12 protein-coding genes are annotated in these 11,168 nt (G+C 64.2%); 6 read left to right on the top strand and 6 right to left on the bottom strand.

Annotation, left to right across the window (positions count from 1 at the left end):
• Positions 1 to 64: 64 nt before the first annotated feature.
• Positions 65 to 1,663, top strand: a complete 1,599-nt coding sequence (locus HAP47_RS17815; protein WP_173637144.1) for an OprO/OprP family phosphate-selective porin — start codon at positions 65 to 67, stop codon at positions 1,661 to 1,663.
• A 72-nt stretch (positions 1,664 to 1,735) separates the two neighbouring features.
• On the opposite strand, the gene HAP47_RS17810 is transcribed toward HAP47_RS17815, so the two are convergent.
• Positions 1,736 to 2,116, bottom strand: a complete 381-nt coding sequence (locus tag HAP47_RS17810) for a winged helix-turn-helix transcriptional regulator (protein ID WP_092114975.1) — start codon at positions 2,114 to 2,116, stop codon at positions 1,736 to 1,738.
• A gap of 118 nt (positions 2,117 to 2,234) precedes the next feature.
• On the opposite strand from HAP47_RS17810, the gene HAP47_RS17805 reads away from it, so the two are divergent.
• The 3 genes from HAP47_RS17805 to HAP47_RS17795 all read left to right on the top strand — a co-directional run bounded on the left by HAP47_RS17805 (position 2,235) and on the right by HAP47_RS17795 (position 5,768).
• Positions 2,235 to 3,245: a zinc-binding alcohol dehydrogenase family protein gene (locus HAP47_RS17805; RefSeq protein ID WP_173637145.1), complete on the top strand. Its 1,011-nt coding sequence runs from the start codon at positions 2,235 to 2,237 to the stop codon at positions 3,243 to 3,245.
• A 253-nt stretch (positions 3,246 to 3,498) separates the two neighbouring features.
• Positions 3,499 to 4,578, top strand: coding sequence for a phosphotransferase (locus HAP47_RS17800; RefSeq protein WP_173637146.1), 1,080 nt, complete (start codon positions 3,499 to 3,501; stop codon positions 4,576 to 4,578).
• A gap of 62 nt (positions 4,579 to 4,640) precedes the next feature.
• The gene (locus HAP47_RS17795; RefSeq protein WP_173637147.1) at positions 4,641 to 5,768 is read left to right on the top strand and encodes a hypothetical protein; all 1,128 of its coding nucleotides are present in this window, start codon (positions 4,641 to 4,643) and stop codon (positions 5,766 to 5,768) included.
• A gap of 6 nt (positions 5,769 to 5,774) precedes the next feature.
• Here HAP47_RS17795 and HAP47_RS17790 read toward each other — a convergent pair whose 3' ends face one another.
• Positions 5,775 to 5,990: a DUF1330 domain-containing protein gene (locus HAP47_RS17790; protein ID WP_173640443.1), complete on the bottom strand. Its 216-nt coding sequence runs from the start codon at positions 5,988 to 5,990 to the stop codon at positions 5,775 to 5,777.
• Positions 5,991 to 6,067: 77 nt separating this feature from the next.
• On the opposite strand from HAP47_RS17790, the gene HAP47_RS17785 reads away from it, so the two are divergent.
• Together HAP47_RS17785 and HAP47_RS17780 are read left to right on the top strand one after the other, a co-directional pair.
• A protein-coding gene (locus HAP47_RS17785) for an IS5 family transposase (RefSeq protein ID WP_173637509.1) occupies positions 6,068 to 6,831 on the top strand; the annotation gives its coding sequence in 2 pieces (ribosomal slippage) (positions 6,068 to 6,403 and positions 6,406 to 6,831; 762 coding nt in all).
• 107 nt (positions 6,832 to 6,938) lie between these two features.
• Positions 6,939 to 7,887 (top strand): IS630 family transposase gene (locus tag HAP47_RS17780; protein ID WP_173637148.1). Its coding sequence is split into 2 segments (ribosomal slippage): positions 6,939 to 7,274 and positions 7,276 to 7,887, totalling 948 coding nucleotides; the frame shifts between segments, so codons are not numbered across the junction.
• Positions 7,888 to 7,979: 92 nt separating this feature from the next.
• Here the strand turns inward: HAP47_RS17780 and HAP47_RS17775 are convergent.
• From HAP47_RS17775 to rpsK, 4 genes are all read right to left on the bottom strand, one after another.
• Entirely contained in the window at positions 7,980 to 8,774 is a 795-nt protein-coding gene (locus HAP47_RS17775; protein WP_173637149.1) for an SDR family NAD(P)-dependent oxidoreductase, read from the bottom strand.
• Positions 8,775 to 8,992: 218 nt separating this feature from the next.
• Positions 8,993 to 9,409: a 50S ribosomal protein L17 gene (gene rplQ, locus HAP47_RS17770; RefSeq protein ID WP_173637150.1), complete on the bottom strand. Its 417-nt coding sequence runs from the start codon at positions 9,407 to 9,409 to the stop codon at positions 8,993 to 8,995.
• 164 nt (positions 9,410 to 9,573) lie between these two features.
• Positions 9,574 to 10,605: a DNA-directed RNA polymerase subunit alpha gene (locus HAP47_RS17765; protein ID WP_092114981.1), complete on the bottom strand. Its 1,032-nt coding sequence runs from the start codon at positions 10,603 to 10,605 to the stop codon at positions 9,574 to 9,576.
• A gap of 118 nt (positions 10,606 to 10,723) precedes the next feature.
• Positions 10,724 to 11,113 (bottom strand): 30S ribosomal protein S11, encoded by a 390-nt coding sequence (rpsK, locus tag HAP47_RS17760; RefSeq protein WP_006021048.1) that lies wholly within the window; start codon positions 11,111 to 11,113, stop codon positions 10,724 to 10,726.
• Positions 11,114 to 11,168: the final 55 nt, after the last annotated feature.

Genomic DNA, 11,168 nt, shown 5'->3' with positions numbered 1-11,168 from the left:
CACGATCAACTCCTAGGACGTTTCAGTGAGTGAGTGGGGAATTCAAACACAACAGGGGTGCACAATGGGTGCGACAAAAGTTGGTGCAATCGCCATAGGGCTTGCAGGGGCGCTCGCCGCCTCGCCGGCCTATTCGCAATCGGCCGGAGGCGGCAGCGACGCGGAGATCGCGCTGCTGAAACAGCAGCTGAAGATGCTCGAGCAGAAGCTCGACAAGCTGCAGAAGCAGACCAATGCCAATACCGCGACCGCAGCCAGCGCGAATGCCAACGCGAAGGCGGCGGATGCCAAGGCCGCGCGGGTCGCAAGCGCCAACGCCGCGATCCCGGTCAAGGGCCCGATCGCGCCGTCGGGCGTCGTGGTGACGATGCCGAACAACCGGCCGACGATCTGCACCGCGGACGAACAGAACTGCGTCGCGATCACGAGCCGCGTGCACTGGGACGTCGGCGGTTACGACTATCGTCCGAACACCGCGGCCACCTCGCCGCAGAAGCTCGACAGCGGCGAGAACCTGCGCCGCGCCCGCATCGGCATCGTCGGCAAATTCTTCGGCGACTGGAATTACGCGCTGATCTACGATTTCGGCGGCTCGTCCGACGGCTTCGGCGGTGCGGCACCGGGATCGCTGCCCGGCGGCGGCACCTCCGGCGTCGAGAATGCCTATCTGAGCTTCACCGGCTTCAGGCCATTCGGCGGCAAGATGGCGATCGAAGGCGGAATCATGGACATCCCGTGGACGCTGGACGAATCGACGAGCTCCAACGACATCCTGTTCATGGAGCGCGCCTCGGTCGGCATCATCGCACAGAACATCGCGGCCGGTGACTTCCGTTCGGGCGCCGGCACCCGCTGGTGGAACGACCAGCTCTGGGTCGGCGGCTATGTCACGGGACCGACGACGGGCGCGATTCACTCCGCGTCGTCAGCCGCGCCGGCCGGCACGTCCGAGCAGTATGGCGGTGTCATCCGCGTCGCCGGCAATCCGATCAGCGGCAAGAACTACTCGGTGCATATCGGCGCCGATGCGGAATGGCTGGTTCAGCCGCCGCGCAACCAGCTCACCCAGGCGCAGACGCTCACGCTGAACGACCGGCCCGAGCTGCGCATCGACCCGACGACGCTGATCTCGACCGGTGCGATCGCCAACGTCTCGGGCGCGCAGGTCTACGGCGTCGAGGCGGCAGCGACCTACGGCCCGTTCATCGCACAAGGCGAGTACTATTGGTTCAATGTCGACCGCTCTGCGAATACCGGGCTGCCGCCGTTCGGCGCGCCGAGCCTGAAATTCGACGGCGGTTACGCGCAGGTCGGCTACGTGCTGACCGGCGAGAACCACGCCTACAATCCGGCAACGGCCTCCTATGGCGGTATCAAGCCGCACGATCCGTTCTCGCTTGCCGGCGGCGGCATGGGCGCGTGGGAAATTGCCGGCCGCGTCAGCACGATGAATCTCAACGACCAGGTCGGCCAGGCCGTCGGCATCGCGGGCGGACGGCAGACCGTCTACACCGCCGCGCTGAACTGGTACGTCAACAACAACGTCCGCTTCATGCTGAACTACCTGCACGGCGACATCGCCAAGCAGGCCTCGGCGACATCGCCTGTGGATGCCGGCTCGAAGTTCGACGCGGTCGCGCTGCGTACGCAGGTTGCGTTCTGACGCGATCTGATCAGCGCCGATAACAATGGCCGGGAGCGACACGCCGCTCCCGGCCTTCTTCATTACAAATTGTCAGGCCGCGCGCTTCGACTTCTTCACAACGACCTCCGGCACCGGCGCGCAGGACAGCCGTTCCTGATGGCCCTCGCCCCAGGCTTTCAAAATATCGATCACCGGACGCAGGCTCTCGCCGAGTTCGGAGAGCGTGTATTCGACCCGCGGCGGCACCTCGGCGTAGACCTTGCGGGTCACGAGGCCGTCGTCCTCGAGCGCCCGCAGCTGCTTGGTCAGCATGCGCTGGGTGATGCCGGGCATTCGCCGCCGCAACTCGCCGAAGCGCTGGGTGCCGGCCTGCAGGTGATACAGGATCACGCCCTTCCACTTGCCGTCGATCAGGTCGAGCGCCGCCTCGACCGCGCAGCCCGGCCGGCGCGCGAAATTCTTCCGTTTCATTGGTAATTTCCCAATAGTATACAAACAGGGACTAGTTCCCTGATTTTACAGTACTTGCCAAAACGACGCCAGCGCGACAGGTAAGACGGCAGGCAATCGCCCACCACGGAGACCAGGCATGAAGGCCGTCGGATACCAAAAATCGCTGCCGATCGAGGCGGCGGATTCGCTCGTCGATTTCGAAATCGCCAAGCCAGAACCGAAGGGGCGCGACATTCGCGTCGCGGTGAAGGCGATCTCGGCCAACCCGGTCGACTACAAGGTGCGCAAGCGCGCGGCGCCGACCGACGGCTACAAGATCCTCGGCTTCGACGCTGCCGGCGTGGTCGACGCCGTCGGGCCCGACGTCTCGCTCTTCAAGCCTGGCGATGAAGTGTTCTACGCGGGCTCGATCCAGCGCCAGGGCACCAATTCGGAATTTCATCTGGTGGACGAGCGCATCGTCGGCAACAAGCCGGCATCGCTCTCGTTCGCGCAGGCCGCCGCCCTGCCCCTGACCTCGATCACCGCGTGGGAGCTGCTGTTCGACCGGCTCGGCGCGGTGCCGGGCAAGAGCCTCGATCCGCGCACGTTGCTGATCACCGGCGGCGCCGGCGGCGTCGGCTCGATCCTGATCCAGCTCGCGCGCCGCCTCACCGGGCTGACCGTGATTGCGACCGCGACGCGGCCGGAGTCTCAGAAGTGGTGCCTCGATCTCGGTGCGCATGCGGTGATCGATCACTCGCAGCCGATGAAGGAGCAGATCGAGCAGCTGAAGTTGCCGCCGGTCGGCCTCGTCGCCAGCCTCACCTTCACCGACCAGCACTACAAGTCGATCGCCGACTTCATCGCGCCGCAGGGCAAGTTCGGCCTGATCGACGATCCCGCCGAATTCAACGTCGCCGTGTTCAAGGGCAAGGCGGTGTCGGTGCACTGGGAATCGATGTTCACGCGCTCATCGTTCCAGACGCCTGACATGATCGCGCAGCATCATCTGCTCAACGACGTTGCCGACCTGATCGACAAGGGCGCGCTGCGCACCACGCTCGACCAGACCTTCGGCACCATCAACGCCGCCAACCTCAAGCGCGCCCATGCGCTGCTGGAAAGCGGCAAGTCGCGCGGCAAGATCGTGCTGGAGGGCTGGTAGCCCCGATGCGTAGGGTGAGTTAGCGCAGCGTAACCCACCATCATTTCGCTCTGCGAACGACGGGTTACGCCGACGCTAACCCGCCCTGCCAACTCGCGAGATATCCCCACAGACTGGCGCGTGGCTTTGCCAAAGCCCTGACATCGCCTGTATAATTTGCGCAACGATCACCCCGTCCTCAATCCGGCCGCGCGAGACGCGGCCGGAACGGTGGTGACGCCCCAAGGGGAAATACGGGGATGGGAGGAAACCGATGAGTTTGCTCACGGCCGATCCGTCGCGGATCGATCCGGAGTGGATGACGCAGGCGCTGCGCGCAGCCGGTATCATCGACCAGGTGAAGGTCGTCGAACTCGTCTGCAAGCCGGTCGGCAATGGCCTCGTCGGCGACAGCTATCGATTTCATCTGACCTATGACGGCGATGAGCCGAACGCGCCCTCAAGCGTCGTCGGCAAATTCCCGGCCGCAGATCCCGACAGCCGCCGCTCCGGTTCCGCGCACACGCTCTACATCCGCGAGGTCGCCTTTTATCGCGAACTGGCGGCCACCGTCGACATTCACACCCCGCGGCCGATCCTCGCCGAAATCGATCCTGCGACCGACGACTTCACGCTGATCCTGGAAGACCTGGCGCCCGCACGCCCGGGCGACCAGCTCGCCGGATGCGCGATCGCGGACTGCCTGACGGCGATGCGTGAGGCCGCCGCGCTGCATGCGCCGCGATGGAACGACCCAACGCTCGACGCGGTGCAATGCTTCGTGTTCGCCGCAAGCCGGCGCAGGGATCTTCGCGCGGTGCTGCCCGCCATCATCGGTCACTACAAGGAGCGCTATCACGGCGTGATCGAGCCGGAATTCCTGGATCTGATCGACCGGCTTCCGGACGCGATACCGCGCTACCAGTCCGATCGATCGGTGCCGCGAACCTTGCAGCACGCGGACTTCCGGCTCGACAACATGCTGTTCGAGGTGCGCGGCAACGCTCGTCCGATGGCGACGCTGGACTGGCAGACGCTGACGGTGGGGCCAGGCATCGTCGACGTCGCCTATTTCCTGTCGGCCGGCGTCGATCCGTCCGAGCGGCGGCTTCATGAAGCCGATCTGGTGCGGTTCTATCATTCCGAGCTGATCCGGCGCGGCGTGCGGGATTATGGCTGGGATGATTGCTGGCGGGATTACCGGCGCTACACGCTGCATGGCATCATGATGGGCGTCGTCTCGGCGCTCAGCGTCCAGCGCTCCGAGCGGGGCGACGCGCTGTTCCTGAAAATGACCCGTGGCGCCTGCGCGCAAGCGCTGGACCACGACAGTTTTTCATACTGGCAGGACTGAAGCGCGATCGGGCGAAATGATTCCCGTGAAGACAACGCGTCAAGACAGCGAAAGGGATCGGCGTGCTCAACAAACTGGACGACTTCCCCATCCACCAGACGCCGGAGCCGATCGCGGTTCCCTCGACCAGCGACCGCAACGTCTATGACCGAACCTGGTTCAACGGCTACACCGCGGACGGCGCGTATTATTTCGGCATCGGCATCGCGATCTACCCGCACCGCAAGATCCTCGATTGCGCCTTCAGCGTCGTGGAGCGTGGCGGACGGCAGCATTGCTTCTACGGTTCGCGGCGGGCGCCGCTCGAGCGCACCGAGATGCAGGTCGGCCCGTTCAGGCTGGAGGTCATCGAACCGATGCGGCGGACGCGGGTCGTGCTCGACGACAATGCGACGGGTCTCGCCTGCGACCTGACCTTCTCCGCGCGCACGGCCGCGATCCAGGAAGCACGGCAGACGCTTTGGTCCGGCGACCGCCGCGCGATGGATTCGACCCGGTTCGACCAGTTCGGCCGCTGGAGCGGCGTCGTGCGCCACCCCGATGGCGAGATCAAGGTCGACGAGCACACGTGCTACGGCACCAAGGATCGCTCCTGGGGCGTTCGCAATGTCGGCGAACGCGATGTCGGCGGCGCGCCGATGCCGCCGCCGAACGTGTTCTTCCTCTGGGCCCCGCTGGTCTGGGACGACCACATCTCGCACGCCATCTTTTTCGACGGGACGCAGGGTGAGGCGCTGGTCCGCGAGGGCATCACCGCGCCGCTCTACCGAAGCGAAGCCGAGATCCCCGGCGTCGTCGATGGGCGCGACCGCCGCATGGCAACCGCGCGGCATCGCGTCAAATACGTCCCGAACACGCGCCTTGCGCAGTCAGCCGAAATCGACCTGGTCGACATCGACGGCCACACCTTGACCATCGCGCTCGATCCGATCCTGAAATTCCAGATGAAGGGCCTCGGCTACGGCCATCCGCAATGGGGCCAGGGCATGTGGAAGGGCGAGCTCGAGATCGGCGGCGAGTCGTTCGATCCCGTCACGCTCGACCCGCTGGCCCGCGAGAACGTGCACGTGCAACAGGTGGTGCGCGCCCGCCAGGGCGACCGGACGGGTATTGGCGTCCTGGAGCAGATATGCTTCGGCCCCTACCGTGCGGCCGGCTTCAGCGAGTTTCTCGACGGCGCCAAGGGTTAGCAAGGGTTAGCTCGGCGGCACGCCTTCGACGAAGATCAGCCTGCGGTCCAGTGCGGTCCGCCGATGCTTGAGCGCCTCGGCATATTCCGGCGATGCGTACCACTCGCGCAGCCGCGTCATCGACGGGAATTCGACGACGATGATGTTCTTCGGCGGCGGCCCGCCTTCGACGGCCTCCGCAGCACCGCCGCGCACCAGATAGCGCCCGCCGTACTGCGCGATGGCCCTAGGTGGTGTGGACTCTAAGGATTCCCTTTTAGGCGCAAATCAGATTCAAGACTGCTTTTGGGGAGGCAGTCTTGGGTGTGATGGACCGTTTGGTATTGAGCGACGCGGCTTGGGAGCGGATGGCGCCGCTGATCATAGGTCGCCCCGACCAGAAGGGCTCCACTGGGCGCGACAATCGGATGTTCGTGGAAGGTGTACTTTGGATTGTTCGCACGGGCTCTCCCTGGCGTGATCTCCCGGAGGCGTTCGGGGATTGGAACAGCGTGTTCCGGCGCTTCAGTCGATGGAGCATCAAGGGCGTCTGGTGGCGGATCTTCGAGGCGATGTCCGATGATCCGGACTTCGAATATCTGATCGTCGATTCCACCATCGTCCGGGCGCATCAGCACGCCGCCGGCGCCAAAAAAGGGGGTCTGAAGATCAGGCGATCGGCCGCTCGCGCGGGGGGCTGAGCACCAAGATACATATGGCCGTTCGTGGCTTGGGATGTCCCGTACGGTTCGCGCTGACCGCAGGCCAGCAGGGCGATGCACCGCAAGCTGCCGCATTGATCGAGGGACTACCTGCCGAGGTCGTCATGGCCGATACGGCCTATGACGCCGATCATTTGCGCCAAGCCATCGCCGCCAAGGGCGCGCTCGCCGTCATCCCCAACAACCCGTCACGCGCACTCAAATACCCGCTGGACAAGCACCTCTATGCCCAGCGTCACCTCGTCGAATGCTGCTTCTCAAAGCTCAAGCAGTTCCGCCGCGTCGCAACCCGCTTCGAAAAGACCGCCCGAAATTATCGCGCCGTCGTCACTCTCGCAGCCATCGTCCTTTGGATGCGGTAAGTGTCCACACGACCTAGAGCATTTCATTGCTTAACTGAATCGGAGGGGATTCCGGTTTTTGGCGGTTTGTGATTCAAGATGCTGACTGGATTGGAGGCCAGCATCGCATGACCCGACCTCTTTCCCTGGATCTTCGCGAGCGTGTGGTGGCGTCGGTTTTGGCGGGCGAGAGCTGCCGATCTGTGGCGGAACGGTTTGGTGTTGCGGTCTCGTCGGTTGTGAAGTGGTCACAGCGGCAGCGGGCGACCGGCTCGGTTGCGCCCGGCAAGATGGGCGGTCACCGCAAGCCCTTGCTTGATCCGCATCGTGCCTTCATTGTCGAGCGGATCATTCAGACGCCGCACCTGACGCTGCATGGTCTGAAGGCGGAACTGGCAGCTCGTGGGGTCAAGGTCTCACACAACGCGGTCTGGCTGTTCCTGCGCCGGGAAGGGCTGCGGTTCAAAAAAAACACTGTTCGCCCTCGAACAAGCGCGCGCCGACGTCTCTCGTAGGCGCCAGCGTTGGCGATCCTGGCAGGCCGGACTTGATCCGGGCCGGCTCGTCTTCATCGATGAGACTTGGATCAAGACCAACATGGCCCCTTTGCGGGGCTGGGGCCCCAAGGGCGCACGCCTGCGCGGCTTCGCCCCGCACGGTCACTGGCGTACCCTCACATTCCTCGGCGCGCTCCGCCATGACCAACTCACGGCACCCTGCGTCTTCGACGGCCCGATCAACGGCGAATGCTTCTGCGCTTATGTGAAGCACCTTCTCCTGCCAACCCTGCGCGAAGGCGACATCGTCATTCTCGACAACCTCGGAAGCCACAAGTCGAAAGCTGTCAGGCAAATGATCCAGGCTGCTGGCGCCAGGCTCTGGTACCTGCCGCCATACTCGCCCGACCTCAACCCGATCGAACAGGCCTTCTCCAAGATCAAACACTGGATGCGGCAGGCTCAGAGGCGCACCGTCGAAGACACTTGGCGCCACATCGGTCACCTCGTTCAGGACATCCAGCCTCGCGAATGCGCAAACTACTTCGCAAACGCCGGTTATGCTTCAGTCAAAATGTGAAACGCTCTAGCGGCGATCGCGCGATAGGCCTCGAAGCCCGCGGCATCCCTCCGGTCGACCTCGGAAATCACATAGGCTGACATGGCCGCACCTCAGGCAATCGTGTTGACGATGCCGCCCTCGGCGCGCAGCGCGGCGCCGTTGGTCGCGGACGCCTGCTTCGAGCAGACATAGACGACAAGGTTGGCGATCTCCTCGGTGCTGGCAAAGCGCTGCAACAGCGAGGTCGGCCGGTGCTGCTTGACGAAGTTGGAGGCCGCCTCCTCGACCGACTGGCCGTTCTGCTGGGCGAGATCCTTGACGAAGGTCTCGACGCCCTCGGACATCGTCGGCCCGGGCAGCACGGAGTTGACGGTGACCGCGGTGCCGCGGGTCAGCTGCGCGAGCCCGCGCGCGATCGCAAGCTGCGCGGTCTTGGTCGTGCCGTAGTGGATCATCTCGGTCGGGATGTTGAGGCCGGATTCCGAGGAGATGAAGACGATGCGGCCCCAATTGCGCTTCAGCATGCCCTGCATGTAGCCGCGTGACAGCCGCACGCCCGACATCACGTTGACCTCGAAGAAGCGGCTCCAATCCTCGTCGGGAATGTCGAAGAACGGCTTCGGCTCGAAGATCCCGGCATTGTTGACGAGGATGTCGACCTCGGGCAGCGCCGCGAGCAACGCCTTGCAACCGGCCGATGTCGAGACGTCGGCCGCAATGCCGCGGACCTTGGCGCCCGGCACCGTCTTGGTGATCGCGGCAACCGCTGCATCGACCTTGGCCTGGCTGCGGCCGTTGATGACGACATCGGCGCCGGTTTCTGCCAGCCCCCTGGCGATCGCGTTGCCGATGCCCGCGGTCGAGCCGGTCACCAGCGCGGTCTTTCCGGAAAGGTCGATTTTCATTTGTCATCTCCATTGATGTGAATGGAGATATCGGGCGTGGGATCACGCATAGCAATTGCACCTCACCGACGCGTGAGGAACTTGAAGACATCTGGTCGTCCTGGCGAAAGCCAGGACGACCACTGGGATGGAACGCCGCGCAAAATGAAAACGGCGCCCGAAGGCGCCGTCTTCGAAACCTGGCTCGAGAGCGGTCTAGCCGCCTCGGTGAAGTGGCGTTACGCCGCCTCGGCTTCCTTGCCCTGGGTCGGACCGGAGTCCTGGCCCTTGGCATCGACGTCGCGGTCGACGAACTCAATCACGGCCATCGCCGCGTTGTCGCCGTAGCGGAAGCCGGCCTTGATGATGCGGGTGTAACCGCCCTGGCGGTCCTTGTAGCGGGTCGCCAGCGTATCGAACAGCTTCTTGACCTGGTCGAGGTCGCGCAGCTCCGAGATCGCCTGGCGGCGCAGGGCGAGACCGCCCTTCTTGCCGAGGGTGACGAGCTTCTCGACGATCGGCCGCAGCTCCTTGGCCTTCGGCAGCGTGGTGACGATCTGCTCGTGCTTGATCAGGGCTGCCGCCATGTTGGCGAACATCGCACGCCGGTGCTCGGCGGTGCGGTTGAGCTTCCGATGAACCTTGCCGTGACGCATTGTCTATTCCTTACTTTGTGATCTGCCGCGACGGTTCGTCGGACATGTTGCTCAGGTGGGCTGCCTGCGTTCGCCCGGACGTCATTCCGGGGCGGCTCGCAGAGCCGAACCCGGAATCTCGAAATTCCGGATCGCCGCTTCGCGACGTCCAGAATGACGAATTCTCAGTAGTGATCCTCGAAGCGCTTGGCGAGCTCGTCGATGTTCTCCGGCGGCCAGCCCGGCACTTCCATGCCGAGGTGCAGACCCATCTGCGCCAGCACTTCCTTGATCTCGTTCAGCGACTTGCGGCCGAAGTTCGGGGTGCGGAGCATTTCCGCTTCCGACTTCTGCACGAGGTCGCCGATATAGACGATGTTGTCGTTCTTCAGGCAGTTTGCCGAACGCACCGACAGCTCGAGCTCGTCGACCTTCTTGAGGAACGCCGGATTGAACGCGAGATCGGGGATGATCTCCTGCGTGACTTCCTTGCGCGGCTCTTCGAAGTTGACGAACACGTTGAGCTGATCCTGCAGGATGCGCGCCGCATAGGCCACCGCGTCCTCCGGCGTGATCGCGCCGTTGGTCTCAATCGTCATGGTCAGCTTGTCGTAGTCGAGGATCTGGCCCTCACGGGTGTTCTCGACCTTGTAGGAGACCTTGCGGACCGGCGAGAACAGGCTGTCGACCGGGATCAGGCCGATCGGCGCATCCTCAGGCCGGTTGCGCTCGGCGGCGACATAGCCCTTCCCGGTCGCGACCGTGAACTCCATGCGGATCTCGGCGCCATCGTCCAGCGTGCAGAGCTGCAGGTCGGGATTGAGCACGGTGACGTCGCCGACGGTCTGGATGTCGCCGGCAGTGACGGCGCCCGGACCCTGCTTCTTCACGACCATGCGCTTCGGGCCTTCGCCCTGCATCTTGATCGAGATGTCCTTGATGTTGAGGACGATGTCGGTGACGTCTTCACGGACACCGGCGATCGAGGAGAACTCGTGCAGCACGCCGTCGATATGCACCGACTGCACCGCGGCGCCCTGCAGCGAGGACAGCAGGATGCGGCGCAGCGCGTTGCCGAGCGTCTGGCCGAAGCCGCGCTCGAGCGGCTCGGCGACCACGGTGGCGAACCGGCTCGCGTCCGAGCCCGGCGTCACCTGCAGCTTATTCGGTCGAATAAGTTCTTGCCAATTTTTCTGGATCGTCACTTGTTCACCCATGGGCCAGTCGTCGGGCCCGTCGAATGGCCGAACCTGGCGTTGGAGATCGCGGAACAGTCCGCGCGGTCAATTCCAAAAACGATCGCAGGGCGGCTAGACGCCGCCCGCGATTTACAGATCAGACGCGCCGACGCTTGCGCGGACGGCAGCCATTGTGCGGGATCGTGGTCACGTCGCGGATCGAGGTGACGGTGAAGCCCGCAGCCTGCAGCGCACGGAGCGCCGACTCACGGCCCGAACCCGGGCCGGCCACTTCCACCTCCAGCGTGCGCATGCCGTGTTCCTGCGCCTTCTTGGAGACGTCTTCGGCCGCGACCTGCGCGGCATAGGGGGTCGACTTGCGCGAGCCCTTGAAGCCCATCGTGCCAGCCGACGACCAGGCGATGGTGTTGCCCTGCGCGTCGGTGATGGTGATGGTCGTGTTGTTGAACGACGAATTCACGTGCGCGATGCCGGAGGCGATGTTCTTGCGTTCGCGGCGGCGTACGCGGGTGGCTTCCTTGCCCATTTCAAACCTTTCCTGTGATCTCAACGCCGCCGTAGTGCCAGCGGCTACACCTCAA

Source organism: Bradyrhizobium sp. 41S5 (assembly GCF_011516665.3).
Lineage (GTDB): Bacteria > Pseudomonadota > Alphaproteobacteria > Rhizobiales > Xanthobacteraceae > Bradyrhizobium > Bradyrhizobium quebecense.
This window is presented reverse-complemented; position numbering and strand designations above follow the sequence as displayed.

Excerpts from the sequence above, each read along its gene's own strand:
- HAP47_RS17800 (WP_173637146.1), top strand. The coding sequence starts at position 3,499 with ATGAGTTTGCTCACGGCCGATCCGTCGCGGATCGATCCGGAGTGGATG.
- HAP47_RS17765 (WP_092114981.1), bottom strand. The coding sequence starts at position 10,605 with ATGGGTGAACAAGTGACGATCCAGAAAAATTGGCAAGAACTTATTCGA.
- rpsK (WP_006021048.1), bottom strand. The coding sequence starts at position 11,113 with ATGGGCAAGGAAGCCACCCGCGTACGCCGCCGCGAACGCAAGAACATC.
- HAP47_RS17810 (WP_092114975.1), bottom strand. The coding sequence starts at position 2,116 with ATGAAACGGAAGAATTTCGCGCGCCGGCCGGGCTGCGCGGTCGAGGCG.
- rplQ (WP_173637150.1), bottom strand. The coding sequence starts at position 9,409 with ATGCGTCACGGCAAGGTTCATCGGAAGCTCAACCGCACCGCCGAGCAC.
- HAP47_RS17775 (WP_173637149.1), bottom strand. The coding sequence starts at position 8,774 with ATGAAAATCGACCTTTCCGGAAAGACCGCGCTGGTGACCGGCTCGACC.
- HAP47_RS17805 (WP_173637145.1), top strand. The coding sequence starts at position 2,235 with ATGAAGGCCGTCGGATACCAAAAATCGCTGCCGATCGAGGCGGCGGAT.
- HAP47_RS17815 (WP_173637144.1), top strand. The coding sequence starts at position 65 with ATGGGTGCGACAAAAGTTGGTGCAATCGCCATAGGGCTTGCAGGGGCG.